The organism is Chitinophaga rhizosphaerae (genome assembly GCF_003958645.1).
GTDB classification, from domain to species: Bacteria; Bacteroidota; Bacteroidia; order Chitinophagales; family Chitinophagaceae; genus Chitinophaga; species Chitinophaga rhizosphaerae.
The window spans coordinates 121198-144747 of the sequence record NZ_RXLO01000011.1 but is presented as its reverse complement, the minus strand read 5'-3'; the positions used below and the strand labels follow the sequence as shown (position 1 = coordinate 144747).

Below are 23550 nucleotides of genomic sequence, written 5' to 3'. Positions count from 1 at the left end.
AACACATCCGCCTATCGTGCATTGGCCATTACCTGCCGATCAGCTTGCTGATAAACGCCCCCAATCGCTCATACCCTTTTGCATTCGGATGGAGCCCATCGCTGAAGAGCGATTCATCCAGCTTTTTCCTGCTATCCAGCAATACACCGCCGGCATCCGCGTAATGGACTTTTGCATCCGAAGCCACTTTGGCGTACAACCGGTTCAACCCGGCAACCCGGGCTTCCATTCCCCGCCGCGGAAGAATCCCCAGCACCAAAACCTTCGCCGCTGGCTGCTTCTTCCGGATGGCCGCCAGCAATAGCCTGAGCCCCTCCGCGATTTCAGTATCGGAATTGATCTGCAAATTGTTCGTCCCGATCAACAATACGATCTGCTTCGCAGAAAACCCGTCCAGTTCCCCGTGGTATACCCGCCACAACACATTCTCCATCCTATCCCATCCGAAACCCAGGTTAACGGCGTTCCTGTCTTTGAAATATTTATCCCAAGACGCGGCGCCCCTCGCCAGGTGCGCCCTCGGCTCGCCCGACCAAAAATGGGTGATCGAATTGCCGATCATGACCAGTTGCGGCGAATGTGCTTTATTGTAGTCCAGCACTTCGTTATGCCGCTTCTCCCAATCGTAACCGGGCAGCTCGCGGTATTGTGTCACCGGCCGGGTCGTGACCACATTCCCTTCCCGGCGGTCAAATATTTTCCGGATCGTTTTTGCATAGGCGTTGGCGTAGTTCATCATCCCGATATCATTGGGATGCACACCGTCCACCATGCTTTCGATATCCTGGCCTATTTCATTTTTGGTAAGCAGATGGATGTTCTTTATCCCTTTTGCCTTCAACTGGTTAAAAGCTTCGTTCAGCGCCAGGTTCGGCCTTTCGGATTCCGCCTTCCGGTTTGGACTGATCAGCTCGTCCGTATAGCCGTCGTGCTCCGTCAACAGGATGGGAATACCTGGCCGTTTGGCTTGCAATTGCAGCACAGCGGCCGTTATCTTTTCCATTAACGCTTCTGTTGGCGTACCCGTGAGGTTGGGCAGGCAGTCTAACACGTATAGACCGGCATCGATTTCCACAACGAGATCGATCACTTCTTTCTCCAGTTGGCCGTTCCCGGAAAATCCGAGGTTGACGACCGGGTGGTCCAGTTTCCGCTGCAGGATGGCCGTCCACGCCAGGCCGGGCCGGGTCGCACACGCGCCCTGGGCGATCGAAGTCCCGTAAACAACGATCGGTTTTTCGCGGCGAACGGGTATGGGCGTAAAAGACTTATCGGCCGGCACATAAATTTCCATCCACTTCACCGAATTGTACAACGGCAGGTACAGGGTATATTCCCGGTCCTGATTGCCGGACAGCTTTTGAAAACGGTAGGTGATGGTATCCCCGAAAGCAAAGGTCCCGCTGCTCCAAATCCATCCCCCATCCCTGTTTTTGGCATACAAATCCACCCCGCTGACGCCCGTGGCCGGCATGTGCGACATTTGCAAACCGCCTTTTACGGTATACTTCACAACGATCTCCGGGGAGTTCGAATGGAACCGGAGGCTCATCCCGGCGCTGTTATTGGACAAGTACCACACGGCAGGCCGTACAACGCCTTCCGCCTTTGCCCGCAGTCGGTCGTATGGGTCTTTGACCTGTTTGGGCCAGGCTTGTCCTTCGAGGACGGCGATGTTTTCTTTGGCAGGGTCCCATGCCTTGTAAGTCAACTTATCCTGTGCAACTCCAGTTTGGGTACCGGATATGAGAAGCGCGGTAAAAAGCAGAAAACGGTTCATTCGCCCAATATAGCGCGAATCATCCAAAGTTCATATGCAGGTGATAGGCACCGATGACATGTACCTCTGTCTGGGAACAGGACTTGTTTACTCCACACTCGCCCATGGATAAATCGTCACTATGCCGATTCATTCAGAAAACAGGCTTATCAATCATATGAACGGTAAACCGTAGTCGTACACCACTTTATGCGCATTTAACTTATGCACCATCTCTAAATGGTCCACCAATATGTTGGGAATGAGAATGATCGTACCATCCTTTAATTCCAACTTTACGACTGCAAATGCATTATAAGGATTTCGAGATCCATTAACGATCTTAATCGTGCATTCCAACAAGTCTTTTTTATCGTATTTCACCGGATTGTCTATCTCTCCATAATAAAAAACATCATTTGCGCGCGACATGACCAGGATTTTACCCTTCGCATATTTTAAGTAAGTAAAGAAGAAAATCAGGTGCACACCACCTCCTACGAAGAAAAACATAATAAATATATACACCCAAATCCCTATATCTATTGGATGAGACCACGTCTTAACCCACATGTAAAACACACCCATAAATATGGGCAAACTCATCCAGCATTTAGACCACAAATACTTCCGGATCGATTTCGGCGTCAGGAAGTATCTAAAATCCTGGGTCACGAAATGCTTCAAATTGCTTTGCAACCAGGTGTTTTCTTTCCTGAAACCGGCCGGATCGAACGGGGCTTGCCCGAAAAACGTTTGTATGAAAGGAAATGCATCCTGCAAACGGGTAAAACTTTTTTTTAAAAGTGTCTGATTGCCGTCAAAGTAATGAAGGATGAATTTTTGCTGATAATACACAGACAACTTCAGAAAATCGTTATGCTTCCCTTCAATGGTGATGGAAGGGTTCGTCAGGCTAATTTGGATATTCTCCCTTTCGGCTTTCCAGGGGAAACTATTGATCAATGCAATCGTCTCCTCAAAACTCCGCTCCCCGATATCCACGAATTCCCCGACCTCGAAATTTTTATATTGAACTTTGGAAACCAGCTGAGTCATAGATCAACAATGATAAGAAAAAAAAACAAACCCGCCTGCACCCGTTTGCCTTTTCCACCGGGCACAGCTGCGCCTATACAGGCAGACGCCGGCCGCTATCGGCACGAATCTGGTATGCTCCCTACTAAATAAACATTGCCGGTCCCTACGCCACAACACTGGATAAAACAAATACATCCATTATTCCAGGAACCGGAACGCATATGAATGCTGTACATTCCCTGTGTGAAACATACGACCGAAGCGAACTTCGTATTGCAGGTCAATATAAATCGGCAATCAAAGTTATTGTCATGGCCCGGGCGCGGCCTACCATTCCATTGATCAATACATATTATATACAGTTATTGAAGCAAACAGCCCGCAACAGGAAAATTACGATACGCTCCGACATCGAAGGACTTTCAACCATCCAGGCATCACACAAACTCGGCACCGTTCATTCACTGCTATATATTCGCAGTATACCAACGCTTTCAAATCTAGTACGGAAATTTTCCGGGGTGGAAATCGCGACAGGTAAATAAACCATCACTTATAGCAAAAATAAATGTTGTCCCTAACCAGCATCAATTCTATCTTCAACTACCCAAAAAAACTATCCAATTATGAAGAAAAAACTATTCATGGCCTTTGCTGCCATCATGGTGCTTTCAGCCGGCATCTTTACAAACAAGGCGCACTCTCAGGTTGAAACACTTAGCGGATGCAGATGGACAGGTAACCCCAGTGATTATTGTGTGATTATTCTGAATGGTGGGCTGTGGGGTGTCACCAGCTGCGTGAACAGCGACAATGGCGGTTCTTGTGGAATTCAGCAGTAAGCACACTGATTCACACAAAATCCTTTAAGAATGTTATTGGGTATTATTTTTCAATACCCAATAACATTCAATACATTAGAAAAAATCCGGAAAGCAGTCAGCCATCAGGAGATGCCCATTCCTTATTTTATGTTTGCCCTGTCAAAAAAATTCCATCTATTTTCCATACCCCCTAAACAGTTTTTCAATGCCTGTAAAATTATCCTTGCTACTCCCCTTATTGGCACTTATAAGCTGCTTCGCCAGTAGCAACGGCAATAAAGAAGAGAACCAATTCCCGAAAATACAATCCATAAAAAGCCAGCATATACTAAAAACAGAAAGCAACATCGCCAGTTTGCATATACAGGATTCATTCCTGGTATTGCGTCATACGCAAAGCTCATATGATTACTTGCTGAGCTTTGTTAATTTAAAAAGTCAAGCGACCGACATATCATTCGACAAAATAAAATTCGGAGGCGACCCGGGAGAAGTATTGAGCCCGCTATCCTGTGGCTTGTATAGCGACAGCCTGTTCCTGGTGCAGGATATTTCTTCAAACAAACTGGTAGTATTCAATCTGGGGAAAACACCGGATAAAAAAGCACCAACCTCCTATAAAGAATTCAATCTTCCGAAGTTCCTTTATTCCATGTGCCTGCTCGATACGGCGCTAAACGTTATCGCCAATGGAGATAATGCTTCCTTGAAAGAACTTCAAATAATTACCGCAAAAGAAGGAAAAATCGTTAAGGAATTCGGAGAATATAGCAACGCTTCATCAAAAGAAACCGCGCTTGAATGGAAAAACAAACACGAAAGCTTTCTCTTCATCAAGCCAGATGGCAAGAAACTGGTAAGCGCCGCCAGATATACCGACCAGATCGAACTGTTTGACCTGGTTAAACATGAAAAAATAAAAACCGTCAGAGGGCCCGATAACTTTAAACCGGAGCTGGGATACCAATCAATGGGAGGTTTCAATAAAATAATAAGAAACAGCAAAACCAGGTACGCATTCTTAGGCGGCGCAACAACAGACAACTACATCTATCTGTTGTACTCGGGGAATAAATGTGAAGGCCCGCACCAATTTTACGGGAACAGCATATTCATATACAGGTGGAACGGCGCTCCGGTTGCGCGACTAAATCTGGATAAATATGTGAGCAGCATCGCCGTTTCCAAAGATGACAAGGAATTGTACGCAGTAGATCCGGCCGGCAAACAAATCATCAAATCGTCCATTATATTGTAACACCAAATGAAAATACCCTACAGCATTGGCACAAGTTGCTATTTCATCTTGCTTATTTCCCTAATTGCAGTTGGATGTAAAAGCAATATTACGACAAAGCAGCCGGATGAAATTAGCGCCCCCGAAACAAAAAAGTATTCATTCCCCAAAAATCTTTTAACATTTCAGACTGGCACATTCATCAGCGAAATTGATAGTGCCACCATCATGAATGCTCCATATAAACTCATTGTAAGCATTGACTTCTCCTGTCCCGTATGCATTGCCGAAGTGGACAAATGGAGAAACTTCTATATGGAGAACCTGCAACAACGTCATGTAATGATGGTGCTGCTGTGCCAGTCTACGGATAAATACAGGTACATGAAATACCTTTTCAAGAATAAAAAATTAAAGGAATTTCCGTTTCCGATCTATCTGGACATTAACAATGAAGGATTGAAATTCAATCCCGATCTGACAACTGCAACCGGAAAAGTAAAAACGGTGCTTGTAGACGCCGATTCCAAAATCCTGTATATGGGGATACCATTTGATCGGGAAGAAAACAAAAAAGACCTGATAAAGGCAATTGATTCGATCGGGCAGGTCCCATTTGCTCATCTCAATAAACAAAAATGAAACCGACATTCCTTCTGCTTATCTTTATTTTAACCGGCGGCAAATCCCTTTTGGCCCAATCCAAACACACTTTAACCGGCCAGGCCATTGTGGGCAAATTACATTACAAATTTCATTATATGCCGGATACAACCAGGCGGGACCATATTCTCCTGGAAGATATGGAACTAGCCTTCGGCAAATCGGAAAGCTCGTTCACAAGCTACTCGAAAAAAATCCGGGATTCCATTACGCAAAAGAATATTCAAAAGCAACTTGCAGCAAACCCGGCAACCCCCTACAATGAAGTGCAAACATTGCTTAATTCCTTCAGCCAAACCACACATGATGTTACATATACAACAATATCGAAGCAGCAAATAGTGTACGTAGGACAACAAATCGCAAACTCCCATTACCTCATACCTGACACCGCGAAAGCAATAGAATGGACGATCCTGGATTCAACAAAATCGATCCAGGGAAATATCTGCCAAAAAGCAATGGGGGAAAGCCATGGAAGAATGTATACGGCCTGGTTCTGCAGCGACATCCCCTACAGCTTCGGCCCCAGAAAGCTCAATGGCCTACCCGGCCTGATACTCGAAGCATACGACCACAATCGCGAAGTCGTATATACATTCAATAATCTCGACTATACCGTAACCAATGAAAAAATCGAGATCCCCAAAAACGCTACCAGGATTACTTACAAAGAATATAACAAGTTATACAACGCTTTCAAAAAGAATCCCGCAACATTCTGGAATAATAGCGCCGATAACGGCAAGATAAAATTTGTAACGGGGGTAAGTGTCAATACGGGCACCCAGGGGGCGAGAGCAAATAATGTGAATAACACTAACAACAATCCTATCGATCTGAAATAGCCGGCAATGGCTCACATATAGAAATTCCGGCTCCCGCTCGTCCAGGAAGGGACCCGCTGCCTCGCCCCTTCCCAGCAGCAATATATCCCCTTACAATGCAATCGTATGACAAGAAGAAATATAATCTTGCTGATACTTCTGGTGACTTCCTCCATTCAAGCGGAAGGTCAGGACCATACGATGCATATCTTCGGGAAAGTGGTTGATTCCGCCCGGCAACCGGTAAACAAGGCATTTGTGAGTATCATCAGGCGCAGCAACCAGTCGGGGATTTCCTTTACCACGACAAACGAAAATGGGAACTTCAGCTTTCAAATTTCGAACAAATACAATATCGACAGTCTGGCCATCAAAACAAACGCCATCAATTTCCAAAAACTTGTCACACAGCCCATAGCGGTCGACAAAGAAAACCTGGTCCAGCTTAAGCCGAACCAGATAATGCTGTCCGACGTCGTCGTAAAAGGGAGCAAACCGATCGTGCAAAAAGGAGACACGATAAGTTATAATGCAGATGCGTTTAAAAGGAAAGACGATCGATATCTGGGGGATATTATCAAAAATCTGCCCGGGATCACGGTAGACGACAAGGGGGTAATCAGCTACCAGGGAAAGCAAATCAATAATTTCTACATCGAAGGAGATAATTTGCTAGACAACCGCTATCAAATAGCAACCGACAATATTCCTTCTTCAGATATTTCGAAAGTACAGGTGATCGAACACAACCAGCACGTAAAAATGCTGAATGGTATTGTACCGTCAGATCAGGCCGCTATAAACATAACATTAAAAGACAGAGGTAAATTCCATATTATCAATAACGCCGAAATCGAAGGCGGCACGCCGGGAATATGGAATGGCGCATTTCACAACATGGTGTTTAACGACAGGTACAAAGCCATCAATGAACTGAAATCAAATAACAAAGGGATAGACTATTCCCGCGAAACAGGCGTGAACGGATTAAGTGGTGCGCCCGACCTGGCTAAACATATTTCCCTTTTCAACAGAGCGGTGATGTCGAACCTGAATAATATGTACAAATTCGACAAATTCAGCAGTCTCCGCTTAAACGGGTACTATGTACACGATCTACAAAAGACCGAAAGCAAATCTTCCATTAGCTATTACCTTCCGGAGAATGATACCGTCAGATACTTCGAAGGAAATAACGCCGCAATGGGTATTGACGCATTTAACATTCAATTAAATTACAATGTAAATAATTTCAAAACATTTTTTGACAATACGCTTTCATTCAATCAATCCCGTTCCAACCCTGAAGATGCCATTATGGCGAACGGGCAAAATATACGGCAAGTCCATTCAACCAGGAACATTAACATCAGCAATACTGCGGTCGGCTATTCTTTGTACAGGAAAAAGCATTTATTCAATTATCATTCGTCCGTACAGTATTCAAACACTCCGCAAACGCTTACGATACTGCCGGGGGCGATGCCTGATATCCTGAATGACAGCATCCCCTATTCAAACGCCCATCAATTCCAGCGTACATCCACCTTCTATACCAATAACAATATCGCGTACAGTCATATTTCCGGGCACTGGACCTTTGGGTCAAACGCAGGTATAAACTATCAAAACAGAGACTTTCATTCCGACCTCCAATTGCAACAAACCAATCATTCCACTACGGAACTGGCCGGTTTTTCGAACAGCCTGCATTGGAAGAAAGGGCAGATCTATCTTTCACCACAGGTAACTTATAAAACTGACCGGAACCAACTACATCTTTCTGCACCTTTTAACTTTACGCACATCAGGTATTTCAACGATTCCGTTGCTGACAATAAAGACAGGCTCGATCATATTTTCATCAACCCCTCGATCAGCTGGCAAAGGAAAATCGGGAAGGAAAATCAACTTTCGTTCTCTTACAGCTTCGGCCAGCAAGCAGCAGGCGCTTCCCAAATATTTGGCGGCAAAATCCTGAACAATTACCGCAACTATTCTTCCTTCAACAGGCCTTTGCTGACCGGTAGCTCACAGGCGTTTGAGATCGGGTTCAATTTCAAAAGAATGATTCTGGCATTCTTCGCTAACGCAGCCGTCACTTACAGCCGACACAGAAACTATTTTATAGACGCGAGCATCATCCAAAACAACTTCACTGTAACCACCGCCCTGCCCATCAATAATGCGAGCGATAATATTTCCCTCACCTGCAATGCAAGTAAATACATATATACGCTCAATACGATGGTGGCCATCAATTCCAGCCACTCTTTCGGCAGATCGCAACAAATGCAGAACGGGGTACTTTTCGATGTACACCACAAAGCATCGGGGTACAAGCTCCATGTTACGCCAACTATTTCCAACTGGATGGATATAAAATTCTCTGCAGCCTATTCCATCAACACGAGTACTTCCACCACTGCAGGATTTCAACGTCAATCGAACAGCCAGGTCAACGAGACATCATCGATCATTCTGTACCCGATGCAAAATCTTGCCGTTTCATTCGGCAACCAGTATTTACAATCGTTCCACCGTGGACAAACCATATCTTCAGCGCTGCTTATGAACAGTTATGTTCAACACAATTTTACCCGTCCCGCCTGGCGCAAGCTGCAGCTTCGACTGAGTTTTAACAATATCGCAAATGTCCGCACTTATAATGTAGTATCTACTTCAAATAATATGATCGCCACTTACAGTTATCTGCTACAACCAAGAATGCTCCTGCTTTCCGCTCATTTCGACCTGTAGCCGTCCGGCTTAAACACACCAGCTAATGCTTAAATTCACAGGAATCGCCGCTCTTAGGTCCAAAGCAAATTTGCGTATTTTTATAACTTCGCTTATCCTCATAACCTGCTTTGCGTACACGCTATTTACCTGCAGGTTTGCTTTTAACCAGGAACTGGATAACAACCCACAGTATTTCGCCGCGTGGGCGGTACTTACCGGCTGGTTTGGGTATGTAATCTTTTTGGCGTTCCGCTTTTTCAAAAGGCCAATCAGTTGGTATCAAACAGGCACGCTACTCCTTTCCAATACATTTTTACTTTTAATCATATACAGTCGTCATTATACTTTAGCCAATGAATATTTCACCTGGATTGTAATCCTGTTCATATTGTTCATCCCCATGATATCCGCCAACACGAAAGTGGTTCATACGGTAATATTCTGGCTTGCCTTGTCTTTGCTGTGGCAGCTTTACCTGGCATTTGACCAGATGGACTATTTCAGGTTCAGGACCACTCATTTCAATATTACAGGAAGTTTACAAAATAGCGGTGTATTGAGTTGCTACCTGGTTTCCCAATTGCCGTTCCTGTATTACATTTTATTCAACACCAATGCTTTGGCTTTCAACCGATCGGGGCACCAGACACCGAAAAGCAGCCGGAAATTCATACAAGCCGCCAAAATAATCGCGTTCGGTATATGTACTATATTCATTTCATTCATTATCTGGCGATCTGAATCCCGTACCGCCATTGTAGCGCTGGGAACGCTCATATTCTCCTTCCTGGCCATCAACTATCATACAGCGATCAGGCGTTATTGCAGGCAACTGTCAAGGCCGTTCATTGTTTCATTGGCGCTGATATTTGTAACAGGTATCTGCTATGCTGCGTATTATCTATTCAATCTAAAACAGTTGTCAGCCTCCGGCAGGTTATTGAAACTACATATTGCGTATGAACACTTGAGCGGGTGCTACCTGTCGGGAACCGGCATTGGCCGATTTACCTGGCATTACCCACAGTGGCAGGCAAGCTATTTCGCCAACCAAACCCATCCGCCGGAACAATATTTTTTGAGCGCATCTGAGAGCTTCGTTCTTTTCAATGAATATGCACAATTGCTGGAAACAGTAGGATTGTTCGGATTTGGGGGTTTTATAGTATTATTATTCCTCTTCTTTAAAACCAAATCCGACCGCAACAAATCATTATTGAATGCCGCCAAACTCACCGGAATTACAATTCTTGCCTGTGGCTTTACATCTTATCCGTTTCATGTAAACATATTGCTGCTGGAACTATTATTTTGCCTTGCCCTGGGCGCAATCCTGAATGAAAACGTCCGATATAAGCCAAGAGCGCTTAACAACCTGAAACCTCCCCATCAGGCAATAGGGATAGCCATCTTATCCGTAACACTCCTGGTTGCAGCATTGGGCGCTTTTAAATCGTTTGAGCAATGGCAGGCAAAGCTGCAATGGGATAAATTGCGCGGCTGGGGATACGCCGATCCGGAAGTGCGAAATGAATTTGGAAAATTATATCAGGAATTACGATACGACGGCAAATTCCTGACGGAATATGGCTTACTTCTCGTTCATGACAGTACCGGCAATAAAAAAGGAATTGAGATACTGGAAGAATCTAAAAAATATTATATCTCCTCAATTAATGTAACGGCATTAGGCATGGCTTATCAAAAAAGCAGCAGGTATAATAAGGCGATTGAAAATTATGAGTGGCTAAGCAATTATATTCCATCCCGATTCGGGACAAAACTAGCCTTGCTTAAACTTTACAAATTGGTAAATGACAGCGATCGGGCATCAAAAACTGCCAATATAATTTTGACTATGCCAGTAAAGATGCCGTCGATCGAAGTAGACAGAATAAAAAGGGAGGCCGGAAATTCCATCAAGTGATCACGTTGCAGATGGAAGCCTGCCGGTGTACAACACATTTACAGCAGCCCGCTGCAACCCTGTCGCCGCTACACAAAAAAGGGAGGCCATGGAAATAGCCCCCCTTTCAACAAAAGTTGTATGACTATTTATTCTACTATCTCCACTTTGCCGTCCAGTCCCCAATCAGGTTTCATTTTCACGCCCATCCAGGCCAGAACGTTCGACGTCAGGTCCATGGCGCGTGGCACCAGCAGCGTAGCGTCGATGGAAGAAGGATTGAGCACTTCGGTACGCGCGTCCCAACGCGGTGAATTTTGTATTACGAGGTCTACCCCGCTCGGACTGTAATCCTTGATCGTATTGCCTGCCGGCTGTTCATTCGCTTTCCAGTAACCGATGAGCGAGGCATAGGAAGGATGCTGGTTCGTCACCGTGCGGAAAGCCCAGGCTTCGATCGTGGCCGCCGGGAGAACGGTATTCCACACCCGCACATCCGCGATGTAATTTTCACCCGAGGTATTGGCCCCGTTGTAGCCATAGTTCAGCGTCCCGTCCGACCCGATCGCCAGCGGCAAACCCGTATCGAGGTTGCCCTTGTTGGCAATGCTTCCTCCGGATACGAAAAATTTCCCGTCCATATAGAAGTCGACCGTTCCCTGCCGGTTAAACGTTACCGTAATGTGGTGCCATTTGCCGTCGGCCACGGGAGGCCCGTTGCGGACGTCTATCCGGCCGGTGCCGGCGCCCTTGAAATTCAGGCGCAGGTTGCCGTTCTGCTTATAGATCACCCAGCCGGTATTGCCGCCGCTGCCCCAGTTCTTATTGGCGATCACCGGGTGATCTGCCCCGGAATTGAGCTGGGTAAGGATATTAAATTCGATGGTAAAATTCTGATCAGCACCTACTTTGAAAATGGGATCGTTCGTATACGCCGCTTTGTCGGCCCCGTTTTCCCGGTTGAAGAAAGCATACTTCCCATCGTAAGGCACATTCACCAACGGCATTTCCACCTGGCGCGACACGAACGACGGGTGATGATACAGCAGGAATATATTCCTTTCATTGAACGAAGCGCCGCCATAAGCGCCGGTTTCGAGGCCACCGTGATTGGACGTTACCACCACCAGCCAGTCTTCCCGCGCAAAATCCCTCCGGCTGCGCATCGCGTTGAGCACATCGCCCACATAACCATCCACCGCTTTCAACGCATCCATATAAGTTCCGGTTGCTGCACTGAACCCGCCGGCCACCCCGGCACGCTGTACCCCGTTAAACGCCACCACCATCACATCCGGACTGCCCGACTGCAGGCGTTTTACCGCGCTGTCGCGCGCCTGTACATCGTTCCCGGCCGTATTGACCCAGGTGTTGGCGCTGCCGCTTTTCAACAGGGTATCGTTCAGCGACGCACTGCTGGACACGCTGACGATATCGAGCGTAGCATTGGTTGCCAGCCGCTGGAGGAAAGACGGGAATGCCTGCAGGTTGTGGCCGCGGTAGAAGGATTCCTTCACCGCGTTCTTCAGATTGGTGACACCGGTGAAAAGGCCCGCCCAGCTGGCGGCGTCTTTGGACAGCGTGTCAGACACCGCGTCCCAGCTATAGATGGAATGTTCGAGCAGGGATTTCAAATGCGGCATATCCGCATCTTTCACCACCTGGCCGCGGGCGCCTTCGATGGCGATCACCAGTACCTTCTTTTTGGTCCCGGTATTGATGGAACTGTCTTGCCCCAGGCGCTCGTCGAACAGCACGGGTTTGTTGCAGGCTGCGATGGCCAGCATCCCGGCTGCAAAGGCGCAAAATATCTTCAGTTTATTCATGGTAAGCTCTGATTCGATTGTTAATTTCTGCTATGGCACCCTGCTGATCCCGTCCAGCCCCCAACCGGAGTCGGCCGCTATTTTCAGCCAGGCGAAAATGGAGGGCAATACATCCACCGACTGCGGTACGGCTGCGGGCTGCGGCACGTTGCAGAAGGAAATTTCCTGCGTGATCCAGTTCGGATTGCCGAAAACCGTCAACGGGTTATCGCGGCCGCTGGCGTCGGCCAGCTGATTGCCGTTGGGGCCCGTCCCCTTCCACCAGCCGATCATCCGGCTGAAATAGGGATTGGTATGCTGTGTGGTATCGCATCCGCTGTACTTTTTGAAATCTTCCTTCTTCCAGAGCGTATCCCAAACGCAAACGTTCGACAGGAGGAAATCATCGTTCCCCCAGTTGATCCGGTATTTGCCGGTTACATCGTCCCCGATCACGAACTTCAGCTGCTGCCCTGCCGGCGCGAAGGGCGACAGGTTGTTGAGGGAACTGCTGCCCGCCGGCTCGCCGTCCTGGAACAGCAATACCTCGCCCGGGCCGGAGCGCCTGTCTACCGTGATGGCGATGGTATGCCAGCGGTTGTCGTTGATCCCGGCCGCGGAAGAATTAATGTCTACCCTCCCGCTGCCGCTACCGGCCTGGAATTTCCATTTCCCGGCACCCACCGGACAAAGCAACCAGCCGGGGTTATTACCGCTGTTCCAGTCTTTGTTGCCGACGAAGGGCACATCGCTGACGAAACCGCGCGTCCGCACATTGAACTGTACGGTAAACTGTTTGATACTGTCGAAATTGTACAACGGGTTGGCAGAAGCGGCATATTGCCCGTCTGACGCGAAACGCGCGGCCCGCAGGGAAGTAAGCGGCTGTTCCACCTTGGTCCCGGTGAAAGCTTTGTTATGGAAGAGCGTAAAGATGTTCCGCTCTTCCGGCGAGCTGCCGCCTTCCGCTTTGGCGATACCGCCGTGGTCGGAAGCGATGATCACCAGCCAGTCTTCCTGCGCCGCGCCGGGCCGTGCCTTCAGCGCAGCGAGGATATCGCCGATAAAGGTATCCGCCTGTTCGATGGCCTGCATGTATTCCGGCACATCGGGGCCGTAGCCGAATTGGTGCGCGGCGGTTTTCACCCCCGTAAAGCCCACGAGGAGCAGATCGGGATCATCCTGCCGGAGGCGTTTCACCGCACTGTCTTTCACCTGGGCATCCGCATCGGGGAGGTTGATGGATACGTCTGCACCGCTCACCAGTTGCTGGTTCAGCGCCGGCCAGGATTGGATGGATACCGTGCGCAGCCGGGGCAAGAATAATTTCACGTAGCGAAAAGCCATCGGGAATTTAACGGCGTCGTAACCGGTAAAGGAATTGTCTTTCACGCCATGCTTGTTGCTCCACACGCCGGTGAGCAGCGAGGCCCATCCGCTGCCGCTTTGCGTTGGCTGCTGTGTGAGCGATTCATAGCTATACACGGCATTCGGCAGCAGCGCCGCGATGGCCGGCACCTGCGCCACTTCCATCGCATCCCCGCGCAAGCCGGAAACACCGATCAGCAATACTTTTCTCTTGATCCCGGAGGCGCCGGGCGCCGTGGTCGTATCCGCGGGATCGATGTCGTTTGGCGGCCCCACTACCAGCAGCGTGTCTTTAAAACAGGCCGACAGGCCCAGCAGCCCTATCAGTAAACAGATATAAAATCTTTTCATAGTTGAATTTTTGAGATCAATAGCGCAGGAGTACGATACGGCTGAGCGACAGCAGGTCGAATTCCGTGAAGGAGCCCACCATCAATGTGGCATTGGCATTCGGCACGTTCAGCAAGCCATCTACCCATCCGCCCATACTGCCCATGGTGTTGTACCCTTCGCTTAATTTGCCGTCTCCGTCGAGCACCACGGTCCCTTCGCGACGAACGCCGGAGAAGAGATCGAACGAACCGGTGAGCAGGATTTTCCCGTTTTTCAACTGGAACCCTTTGCGCACAAGCCCGTTTGGCCCGCCGTTCACGCCCGTGCCCACGGAAAAGGACGGGTCCTGGCTGCCGTTGGCCTTCAGCACGGCCACCTTGCGGCTTTCCGTGCCGTTGTATTTCATAAAGGCGCCGGCGATGAGGATGCGCCCGTCGGCAAGCACGCAAACGCTGTTCACACTTGCATCCGGACCAGTACCGGGATTGAAACCGCCGTCTGCAGAGCCATCCCTGTTCAGCCGGGCGATGTTGGGCATAGACTGGCCGTTGAACCGGGTAAAGTTCCCGGCGATGAGCATTTTGCCGTCTTCCAGCATCACGGCGTCGTTCACCGGGCCATTGGGGCCGGCGAAGCTGCTCCGCGCAGCCGCGTTGAAATGGAAGGAAGAATCGAACGTTCCGTCTTCATGCAGGCGTACCATCCCTTCCATCCTGATACTGTCTACCAGGACCGAATCCCGCAAACCGTCTACCGTTACACCGGCGAAGTTTTTGCGCATGTAATATTTGAAGGTGCCGAACACGACCAGCTTTCCGCTGTCGGGCGTTTGCAGGATGTGGTGGATATCTCCGTCGAAATAAGCATTCAGCGCAGGTATGCCCTGCTTTTTACCGGATACGCCGGTGATCTGCAGACTGTCCAGCGACCCGTTATCGTTGAGGCGGGTGATCCGGGACACATACCCCGACTGGAATCGGTCGTCGTAATTAACGAATGTTCCCCCGACGATTATTTTACCGTCAGACTGTACGGCGATGGCATTAACGCTGCCGCCAAATCCTTTCCCGATTTTAAAATCCCGGTCGATGTGCCCGTCTGCATTGATCCGCGCGAGGCCATGATAGCCGTCTTTGGCGCCGGAGTTATCGTAGTCGTCGAAGTTGCCGCCGATGAGGTATTTACCGCCCGGAACATATGCCAGGGTTTTGATGTTCCCGTTATCGGCGCCCGGCATCGATGCAAACTGCTGGTCGATGGTGATGGGCCCGGTGACGCGGAACCTCGGCCCGGGAAATACCTGGCGGGCAACAGATAGCGTGATCAGGCCGCTGCTGGCGGTTGCCGGCACCTTTACCGACACGGCTTCGTCCGTTACGGAAGAGATCTGTCCTTCCACGCCATTGAATTTCACGGCAAGGCCGCTGTCTTTATACCGCTGAAACCCGCTGCCCTTGATGGTAACCGTTGTGCCGGCGGCGCCGTAGCCCGGCACCGAAGCCGTTTTGTCGATTTTTATCTGCACCGGCTCTTTGGCACCGGCATAGGGATCGGTGCCCGAAAACGGGTCTTTCTTGCAGGCCGCCAGCATTGCGGGCAGTGCCAGCATCCATACCGGGAACCAGTTGTTGTATGTTCTTTTGCTGTTCATGTGGCCGTGATCAGTATGTTTATTGAATATATTCCTTGATCGTATTGATGAAATTATTGCCGTCGAAGCCGAAGTAATGTTCGCTATTGAGGACATGCACGATGGCGTTGCGCGTCTGCATATCCGACGTGGCAGCGTACGACACGAAGTAGGAAGGCCTTTCCAGGCTCCGGATATCGCTGATCACGACCTTCCTCGGCCCCACGTCTTTCGTACCATTGTAGTCGCTGAAAATGACGCCGATGTTCATGATGTACCCCTGCCAGGATTCCATGTTCATACCGGGGTACAGGTCGGGCAGGTCGGGCGCGAGCCGGGAAATATCCTTGAGTTTATATTTGTCCCTGAAGATGTAGCGGGAGAGATATTTCCGCCATACTTCCGCCGGCACTTCATCGAGCCGCAGCGAATCCTTGAACGCTGCGTACCGCCAGGCATGCACATCGTTCATCGCCCGTTTTATCGCCTGGTCAGTTGGAGCGAAAAAGGTGACCGACGAATCCCGGATAACATTCTCCAGGCCGGCCAGCTTGACGACCGTGACGAGGGTATCGAAATAAAAGGGATTGGTTGCCAGCCATTCGTAGGTATCCCCATCGTACACGCCGCGCTGGAGGCCGGAGTCTACATAGTAATCCTTTTTACAGGCTGCCGTTCCTATTACGGCCCCGAGCGCCATCATCCATATTAGCTTTCTCATCGTGTCCAGTATGAATTTAAAGTGATGTTAGGATTGAAATTGCGGGCCTTTTCATCGATGGGCCACGTCCAGCCACCCCGGTTGAACTGGTCTTGCGTGAGGTAGCTTTTCGCCTGCTCGGGGTCCGTGATCCGGCCTGTCCTAACCAGATCATACCATCTTACCCCTTCGCCGATCAGCTCGCGCTGCCGTTCCAGGAAGATGAAATTCTTCAGGTCCTGGCCGGAGCCGGTATAAGGTTCGGTACCGGCGCGGGCGCGAACGAGGTTCAGCATTTCTCTGGCCGGGCCTTCCTGCCCGAGGTTCGCCAGCGCTTCCGCACCGGTCAGCAGTTCGCCGCCGTATCGGAACATAATGAGGTCATCGTCCAGCAACCAGGAAGCGGAAGTGATCATGTTCACCACGTTGCTGTACTTCATGAACATCGACTGGTTGTTGTTGGCATAGGGTAAATAGAACCAGAGATCGCGGCGTTTGTCGGATTTGTCTACCGGGAATATCTTTTTGATATAGTCCGAAGAATAATACACGTCGCTGGAAGCATATCCGACCACCAGCGGGGAATGCAGCGTCCATTGGCCAATGCTTACGTACCGGGTGGTGGTGCCGTAGTTCGTGTTCACGGAAAATTCGAACAGGCTTTCCCGGGTCCGGCCCTTGAAAATCCGCCGCCACTCTTCCAGCGGCAGCAGTTCAAAGCGCCCGGAAGCCTTCAGGGCCTGGATGGCTTCGGCGGCTTCTTTCCAGTAAGCGCGCTGGTTGTCTTTATCGAAACCCGCCGCCCACATATCTACATTCGCGATCAGGGAATACACGGCGCCCCGTGCCGCGCGAACGCCCCATTTGGTGGGGTCGTCGTACTGCCAGGGCAGGTCTTCCCGGATCCCGTTCAGCTCTTTCAGGCAGAACTGCAATACTTCCACCATCGGCGTACGGGGCAGCGACCGGCGGTCGTACGCCTCCGTGTACAACGGCACGTCGCCGTAAATGCGCGAGATATAGAAATAGGTGAACGCCCGCAGGAAGCGCAATTCGGCCATGTATTGCTTCTTGTCGGCATCAGACAGGGCCGCTACGTCCGGAATACGGTCGAGGCTGATGTTACAGGCCGCGATCGACTGGTAAAAAGGATACCAGTCTGCCAGGCTGTTCATGTTGTACCTCGACAGCCGGCTCTTGTTGGTCAGGTCTTGCTGCGCGATGGCGGCGAATACGTCGAAGCTGGGCGGGGCATCGATCTCACCAGCGCGGAAATCGCCGTTCCCCGGCACGTACGGGCCGTTGGTGAGGATATCGAAAAGAAAGCCGTAAGCATTGGCGATGGCGGATTCGACATCGCTTTTCGTTTTCCAGAAAGAGGCGTCGCTCATACGATCGGGCGGCGCCACCGTCAGGAACTTTTTGCAGGATCCGGCGCCGAGCGCCAGCACAATGAGGAGGAATATACAGGTAAGTCGCTTCATGCCAATTTTTTTAGAACTCAATATTCAAACCGAACGAAAGGGACCTGGCTACCGGGTAAGTGTCCAGCCGGTCGCGTCCCAGGTCGGTCACCGCTTCCGGGTTCGGCCCGCTGTACCCGGTAAACAATAATGGGTTGGAAACGGTGGTGTACATTCTGAAAGCGTTCATCCCGAATCTGCGCAACCACGTCCGGTCTACGGAATAGCCGACTGTTACCGCGTTGAGTTTGATGAAGCTCCCGTCTTCCTGGAACAGCGTCTGGTAAATGCGGTAAGAATCGGAGGTGGAGTAATAATCGAACGGATTGGGGTATTTGGCCACATCGCCATTCCCTTTCCAGTAATCGAGGTCCCGCAGGTCTACGAAAGTAGCATCGTCGAAGGGGTCTCTTAATTTCGTCATACGCTCGGCGAGCGCCTTGTTCAGCAGGTCGCGCTTGAAAAGGATGGTGCCGTTGAGGTTGATGCTCCAGTTTTTGTAAGTGAGGTAAGAGGAAAACCCACCGGTGATCCGGGCGATGGGGGTGCCGGCTACCTGGAGGTCTGCATCATTGAGCACGTAGTTGCCGTCCACGTCCCGGAACTTCGAATCGCCGCCTTTATAGAAATCCTTCCCTTCGTTCCGCATGGGCAGGCCGGTGATGGGGTCTACGGGCACGTCGGCATTTGTGCGATACACGCCTTCGTAGATGTGGAGGTAGTTGGAAGTGGCGCTGTATCCTACGCGGTTGATGATGGTTTTGTCGTCAGACAGTAACTGCGCGGCGCCGCCGGGCAGCGAAAGCACTACGTCGCGGTTCACGGCTCCGTTCAGGCTGATGGTCCAGTTGATCTTGCTGGTGGATTTGAATGGCCTTACGGTCAGCATCGCTTCGTAACCGTAGTTATAAATCGATGCGTCGTTCGTGAAGGTTTGTTCAAACCCTGTACCCGTCGAAAGTTTGCGGGAATACAGCATATTGTACACCGTTTTGGTGTAAGCGTCGAGCGTAAGCCCGATGCGCCCCTTGAAAATGCTCATATCGAACCCGTAGTTGAACTGCTCCACTTCTTCCGGCAACAGGAACGGGTTGGGCATCTGGCCGAGGTGCGGCGAAATACGGGTAACGCCGTTGTAGTTGCCTTTCACGTCGTACCAGCCCATCGAGGCGTAAATGTTGGTCGTGGGGCGCAGGTTCACGCCGTAGCTGAAACGGAGGTCGCCGAAATCGAGCCATTCGGCATGTTCGAACAGTTTTTCCTTGTTGAAATTCCAGCGCAGGCCAACCGACGGGCTATGCGCCCAGCGTTCATTTTCCCCTGCAAACGAGTTACCGTCTGCCCGGTAGTTGAAGTTGACCACGTATTTCTTGTTGTAGTCGTAACTGAGGTTGGCGGCAAAGCCCACGCTGTGCACTTCACTGAAGCCGCCGGCATCGGGGGTTCCGCTCACGGAAGAAAAATAGGAGCTGAAGCCGTAGGGGCCATGGTAGTTATCGTTCGGGCCGTTAGACTGGTTGATGACCTTGTTCTGTACATTCACGATCGTGGCTTCGGAAAACACGGAGGCATACACGCTGTGCTTTTCTTTCCAGGTGTTGTTGTAGTTGATGCTGCTCCGGTTGTAGAGGTTGCTTTTCCTGCCGCTGAAACCGTACACCGCCGGTTTGTCGTTATTGGCGAGCGCGGGAATGAAGGTATCTTCCTGGTCGGAGGTATAGTTGTAGCTGGTGTTGGTAGACAATTGCAGGTGCGGCACAAGCTCGTACATGATATTGAGGTACGTCCGGATATCATAGGTACGCGTATCGTTCACCCGGTAGATGGAATTGGTGAAATGCCCGACGTTGTTGAAGTAAGACGGGCCGGGGAGCAGCGATGAGCTTACATTGCTGCCTGCGCCTACATCGGTAAGCCCGTTGCCGCTGCCTTTCAGCTTTTTACCGAGGCCGGCAGACAGGTAGCCCGACAGCTGGAGGCGGGGCGTGGGGTTGAAATTGACGTTCTGGTTGAGGGAATAGCGGTCGAACCCGGTGTTGCGCACCACGCCTTCTTCGGTATAATAGTTCAGGTTGGTTTTGTAGTTCAGCCGCTGGTCGCCGCCGGAAACGGATACGTTATGCGTATGGTTGTAGGTGGTTTGATAGTAGATATCCTGCCAGTTGGTGGAGTTGTTGAAAAACGCGTTGAGGCTGTCTGACAGGAACTGGGTCTGGCTGATGCGATAGATCTCGCTGAGATTATTGCCGTCCCGGATCATTTTTACCCGGTACGCCCGTTCGTCCTTTCCGCCGATGGTGCTGCGGAGCTGGGGGGTGAAGTTGATGAACATATTACCGGCATAGCGAACGATCGGCACGGCCGACTGTCCCCGGCGGGTGGTGATCACGATTACACCGTTGGCGCCGCGGGAGCCATAGAGAGCGGTGGCTTCCGCGTCTTTCATCACGTCGATCGACTGGATATCTTCCGGCGGGATGAGCGACAGCGGGCTGGTGCCCGGGCCCTGCGACTGGAAGCCGTATTCGAACCCGGCGTTGGCATCTACCGGCACGCCGTCGATCACGTACAAGGGCGACTGTGGCGTGAGGTAGGCATTATCTCCCGAGCCGTTGACCATCATCTGGGAAAGGCCGCGGATGGAGGAAGCCCCCCGGAAGCCGGGCGCCCCGGTATTCTGCTGGATGTTCAATCCCGCAACACGCCCCTGCAGCAGTTGTTCCACGTTGGAAACCGGAACGTCCTGCAATTCTTTCCCGGTGATCCGCGTTACAGCGCCCGTCACCGTTTCACGGGTCTTTTTCTGATACCCTACGATCACCGATTCCTTCAGCGAGGTGGAAGACGGCTTCATGACGATGCTGAGCGAAGTGCGGTTGTTCACCGGCACCACCAGCGTTTCGAAGGAAATGAAGCGCAGTTCCAGCCGGGCATTGCCGGGAACGGAAACGGTGAAATGGCCGTTCTGGTCTGTTGCGGCCATGGGCTTTGGCGCGGCGCCCTGCTGATGCAGCAGCACGGAAACGCCGGGCAGCGGGCCGCCTTCTTCCGCCACTACCCTTCCCTTCACGGTGATCAGTTGTGCATTCGTTGCGCTGTAACAAAACAGGAACAGCACTATCAGCGAAAAGCGATTAAAAAATAATTTCATATTCAAGGGAATTAATCGTCGTTAAAAATGGGATCGCGGCGGAAGTAAAAAGTGATGGTCCAGTCGCCCGGTTCGTAAATGGCGAAATTCAATCCGAAACTCGCATCCAGCCTTTCCCCTCCGAACCCTTTCCGGCTATAACCGAATTTCACGTTCGCTTTCCCGCTGTTGGCGTAGGCAGTGTTGAGCTGGGTCAGCGGGATGGGATATGCCACATCGTAAGTGACGCCCATGGCGGTTTGCCGGCGATTGAAGCCGTGCAGGATCTTATCCCACTGCGTATTGCTGAACTTCGAGGGATCAATCGGGTTGAAGCGTGGGTCCACGAACTTGAACGTCAGCGAATGGCCGGTAGCATTTTCTTTGGTGAAGTATACGGAGATGAGGGTATCGGTGAAAAGACTGTCTTTCGTGAAGTACATTTTGCTCACGCCCGATGGGTGAATGGTGTAAGGCACGATGTTCGCGCCTCCGCCGGAAGGCCGCGGGCGGGATTCCGTTTTGCGTTCGCGGGTATACACATCGAATTCATACGGTTCGTACGGCACTTCCTTGACGGGCCGCAGCCAGAAGTCCTTGATGATCCTTTCATTGCCCTTGTTGCGGACCTTGATATCGAAAAGGTACCCGGAATCTGGGTAACTGCGGATGAGGGTCGACGGCGCATTGCGGAAGATGAAATCTCCGGAGCCGCTGCGCACTTCCAGGAAAGGCGCTTCCACCCAAACGCGCTTGGCTTCTATTTCGGCCAGCGAGGTTTCCAGACCGGTGTAGTCGCGTTTCCATTCCTGCACTTTCACTTTCTGGAAAAGCTCGGGCACGTTGGTATGGCCGCCGTTTTTGGTGCGGGCGTTCTCTATTGAGAAAATGAGCGGGTACGTGGAACCATCGGCGCTGAACTGGGTCAGCTCCAGCGCGGTGCGGCCGAGAATGGGCTCGTAAACCGATTTCTTATTGAAGCTGGCATCCTGGCTGAGGTAATCCTTCTTTTCGGGCAACTTTTTGCAGGCGATGGCCAGCACCATCACGACCGGTATTGCCAGGCAGCTGTTCCATTTCATTTGCTGTAATTTTTTCATGTTGATCGTTTATTGCTCCCTGATGGCGGTGTAACGTAAAATTTCCTCGACCTTATGCTCCTTTCCCTGCGCATCGGTGAACTTGAACTTGAGGTTAAAGGCCAGGTTATCGGGATCGAAGCGGGAACCCGTGTCTTCGATAGTCTGGTTGGCTGCGGAAGGGGCCGCTTTCACCACCGCCGAGAAGTCCGGGTTAACGGTGATCTGCATCTGGTCGCCGGCAGGGCCGTTGGTCAGCGCTTCGGTTTCCACCGTTTGTCCGTCTATCGCCTTGAGTCGTTTCACATAAAAGTTCCAGAGGTTGATGGTGCCGTTGGGCTGGGTACGCGCGCCATCGGCGAACACTTTCATTTCCGACCAGAGGTTCTGCTTTTCCCGCGCTTTAAAAACGAAGGTGTTGAAACCCAGCACGTGCCGGGCTTCCAGGATGTGTACCGTACCGTTCTTCGTTACGATGTTGGTGGTGCCGGCAAATGAAGCGAGCCAGTATTTGGTAAAGCGCGACCCGTTCAGGTACGCCATGCTGATCACTTCGGCGCCGAGGCCGGGCGCACCGGCGGCAGCGCGCGTGGTATGCCGCATATTGAAATGGCGGAGGGAGAGCGACAGCAATTGCGTACCGTCCTGACCCGTGAAATCGACCATTTTGTAGGCCCCGCGGAACAGGTAATTGCCCATAACGGCGCGCCAGGACGATGAATCCACGTCATCCATACCGACGGGCGCCAGGCCGAGGGTTTTACGGTAAACGTTGTAACTCTCCATGGCAGCGTGGAGACTTTGATCTGTGGGGGCGAACAGTGTCACCGAATCTGTTTTGAGCAGGTTTGCCAGGCCGCTTTTTTCCAGTACGAACAATACGTCCCTGAAATTTTCCGGTTGGGATTTCAGGTAGTCGTAGGTAGTGCCGCCGAATGCTTCCACAGGGCGGGAATGGCGGTAGGTATCGTCTTTCCTGCAACTCCAGACGGCCCCGCAGAATAGACACAGCAAAAATATTGTTGGAATGCGTTTCATGAAGC

Annotated in this window: 16 protein-coding genes; 6 read left to right on the top strand and 10 right to left on the bottom strand. The window is 50.8% G+C overall.

Translation table 11 applies throughout. The features are described from left to right. Window positions 1–28: 28 nt before the first annotated feature. Together EJ361_RS21905 and EJ361_RS21900 are read right to left on the bottom strand one after the other, a co-directional pair. Window positions 29–1780, bottom strand: coding sequence for an SGNH/GDSL hydrolase family protein (locus EJ361_RS21905; RefSeq protein ID WP_126248351.1), 1752 nt, complete (start codon window positions 1778–1780; stop codon window positions 29–31). A gap of 153 nt (window positions 1781–1933) precedes the next feature. Further along, complete coding sequence (locus tag EJ361_RS21900; RefSeq protein ID WP_126248349.1) at window positions 1934–2818, bottom strand: hypothetical protein; 885 nt, start codon at window positions 2816–2818, stop codon at window positions 1934–1936. A 608-nt stretch (window positions 2819–3426) separates the two neighbouring features. On the opposite strand from EJ361_RS21900, the gene EJ361_RS21895 reads away from it, so the two are divergent. The 6 genes from EJ361_RS21895 (at window position 3427) to EJ361_RS21870 (ending at window position 11020) form a co-directional block, all read left to right on the top strand. Further along, window positions 3427–3642 carry a hypothetical protein gene (locus tag EJ361_RS21895; RefSeq protein ID WP_126248347.1) on the top strand — a complete coding sequence of 72 codons (216 nt, stop codon included), beginning with the start codon at window positions 3427–3429 and terminating at the stop codon, window positions 3640–3642. Between the two features lie 187 nt (window positions 3643–3829). Continuing rightward, on the top strand, window positions 3830–4882 hold the full coding sequence (locus tag EJ361_RS21890; RefSeq protein ID WP_126248345.1) for a BF3164 family lipoprotein: 1053 nt from the start codon (window positions 3830–3832) through the stop codon (window positions 4880–4882). Between the two features lie 6 nt (window positions 4883–4888). Continuing rightward, window positions 4889–5503 carry a redoxin family protein gene (locus EJ361_RS21885; RefSeq protein WP_126248343.1) on the top strand — a complete coding sequence of 205 codons (615 nt, stop codon included), beginning with the start codon at window positions 4889–4891 and terminating at the stop codon, window positions 5501–5503. Beyond that, the gene (locus EJ361_RS21880; protein ID WP_126248341.1) at window positions 5500–6372 is read left to right on the top strand and encodes a GLPGLI family protein; all 873 of its coding nucleotides are present in this window, start codon (window positions 5500–5502) and stop codon (window positions 6370–6372) included. The genes EJ361_RS21885 and EJ361_RS21880 overlap by 4 nt, the downstream gene beginning before the upstream one ends. Before the next feature lie 105 nt (window positions 6373–6477). Continuing rightward, the gene (locus EJ361_RS21875; protein ID WP_126248339.1) at window positions 6478–9111 is read left to right on the top strand and encodes a TonB-dependent receptor; all 2634 of its coding nucleotides are present in this window, start codon (window positions 6478–6480) and stop codon (window positions 9109–9111) included. A 25-nt stretch (window positions 9112–9136) separates the two neighbouring features. Beyond that, a complete protein-coding gene (locus tag EJ361_RS21870) occupies window positions 9137–11020 on the top strand; it encodes an O-antigen ligase family protein (protein ID WP_126248337.1) in 1884 nt (627 codons plus the stop codon). 128 nt (window positions 11021–11148) lie between these two features. Here the strand turns inward: EJ361_RS21870 and EJ361_RS21865 are convergent, their stop codons facing one another. Genes EJ361_RS21865 through EJ361_RS21830 form a run of 8 tightly spaced genes read right to left on the bottom strand, consistent with a single transcriptional unit; the run spans window position 11149 to window position 23545 of the window. Then, window positions 11149–12825, bottom strand: coding sequence for a LamG-like jellyroll fold domain-containing protein (locus EJ361_RS21865; protein WP_126248335.1), 1677 nt, complete (start codon window positions 12823–12825; stop codon window positions 11149–11151). Window positions 12826–12855: 30 nt separating this feature from the next. After that, window positions 12856–14523, bottom strand: a complete 1668-nt coding sequence (locus tag EJ361_RS21860) for an alkaline phosphatase family protein (protein ID WP_126248333.1) — start codon at window positions 14521–14523, stop codon at window positions 12856–12858. Between the two features lie 16 nt (window positions 14524–14539). After that, window positions 14540–16156 carry a DUF5008 domain-containing protein gene (locus EJ361_RS21855; protein WP_164714363.1) on the bottom strand — a complete coding sequence of 539 codons (1617 nt, stop codon included), beginning with the start codon at window positions 16154–16156 and terminating at the stop codon, window positions 14540–14542. Between the two features lie 19 nt (window positions 16157–16175). After that, window positions 16176–16856 (bottom strand): fasciclin domain-containing protein, encoded by a 681-nt coding sequence (locus tag EJ361_RS21850; RefSeq protein ID WP_126248329.1) that lies wholly within the window; start codon window positions 16854–16856, stop codon window positions 16176–16178. Then, the gene (locus EJ361_RS21845; RefSeq protein ID WP_126248327.1) at window positions 16853–18319 is read right to left on the bottom strand and encodes a RagB/SusD family nutrient uptake outer membrane protein; all 1467 of its coding nucleotides are present in this window, start codon (window positions 18317–18319) and stop codon (window positions 16853–16855) included. Before EJ361_RS21845 ends, EJ361_RS21850 begins: the two co-directional genes overlap by 4 nt. Before the next feature lie 10 nt (window positions 18320–18329). Beyond that, window positions 18330–21449 carry a SusC/RagA family TonB-linked outer membrane protein gene (locus EJ361_RS21840; RefSeq protein WP_126248325.1) on the bottom strand — a complete coding sequence of 1040 codons (3120 nt, stop codon included), beginning with the start codon at window positions 21447–21449 and terminating at the stop codon, window positions 18330–18332. An 11-nt stretch (window positions 21450–21460) separates the two neighbouring features. Continuing rightward, window positions 21461–22528 carry a DUF5007 domain-containing protein gene (locus EJ361_RS21835; RefSeq protein ID WP_126248323.1) on the bottom strand — a complete coding sequence of 356 codons (1068 nt, stop codon included), beginning with the start codon at window positions 22526–22528 and terminating at the stop codon, window positions 21461–21463. A gap of 9 nt (window positions 22529–22537) precedes the next feature. After that, window positions 22538–23545, bottom strand: coding sequence for a hypothetical protein (locus tag EJ361_RS21830; RefSeq protein WP_126248321.1), 1008 nt, complete (start codon window positions 23543–23545; stop codon window positions 22538–22540). Between the last annotated feature and the right edge of the window lie 5 nt (window positions 23546–23550).

Coding starts and splice junctions, on each gene's coding strand:
- EJ361_RS21830 (WP_126248321.1), bottom strand. CDS start 23,545: ATGAAACGCATTCCAACAATATTTTTGCTGTGTCTATTCTGCGGGGCC.
- EJ361_RS21890 (WP_126248345.1), top strand. CDS start 3,830: ATGCCTGTAAAATTATCCTTGCTACTCCCCTTATTGGCACTTATAAGC.
- EJ361_RS21905 (WP_126248351.1), bottom strand. CDS start 1,780: ATGAACCGTTTTCTGCTTTTTACCGCGCTTCTCATATCCGGTACCCAA.
- EJ361_RS21855 (WP_164714363.1), bottom strand. CDS start 16,156: ATGAACAGCAAAAGAACATACAACAACTGGTTCCCGGTATGGATGCTG.
- EJ361_RS21870 (WP_126248337.1), top strand. CDS start 9,137: ATGCTTAAATTCACAGGAATCGCCGCTCTTAGGTCCAAAGCAAATTTG.
- EJ361_RS21840 (WP_126248325.1), bottom strand. CDS start 21,449: ATGAAATTATTTTTTAATCGCTTTTCGCTGATAGTGCTGTTCCTGTTT.
- EJ361_RS21900 (WP_126248349.1), bottom strand. CDS start 2,818: ATGACTCAGCTGGTTTCCAAAGTTCAATATAAAAATTTCGAGGTCGGG.
- EJ361_RS21875 (WP_126248339.1), top strand. CDS start 6,478: ATGACAAGAAGAAATATAATCTTGCTGATACTTCTGGTGACTTCCTCC.
- EJ361_RS21850 (WP_126248329.1), bottom strand. CDS start 16,856: ATGAGAAAGCTAATATGGATGATGGCGCTCGGGGCCGTAATAGGAACG.
- EJ361_RS21885 (WP_126248343.1), top strand. CDS start 4,889: ATGAAAATACCCTACAGCATTGGCACAAGTTGCTATTTCATCTTGCTT.
- EJ361_RS21895 (WP_126248347.1), top strand. CDS start 3,427: ATGAAGAAAAAACTATTCATGGCCTTTGCTGCCATCATGGTGCTTTCA.
- EJ361_RS21835 (WP_126248323.1), bottom strand. CDS start 22,528: ATGAAAAAATTACAGCAAATGAAATGGAACAGCTGCCTGGCAATACCG.
- EJ361_RS21845 (WP_126248327.1), bottom strand. CDS start 18,319: ATGAAGCGACTTACCTGTATATTCCTCCTCATTGTGCTGGCGCTCGGC.
- EJ361_RS21860 (WP_126248333.1), bottom strand. CDS start 14,523: ATGAAAAGATTTTATATCTGTTTACTGATAGGGCTGCTGGGCCTGTCG.
- EJ361_RS21880 (WP_126248341.1), top strand. CDS start 5,500: ATGAAACCGACATTCCTTCTGCTTATCTTTATTTTAACCGGCGGCAAA.
- EJ361_RS21865 (WP_126248335.1), bottom strand. CDS start 12,825: ATGAATAAACTGAAGATATTTTGCGCCTTTGCAGCCGGGATGCTGGCC.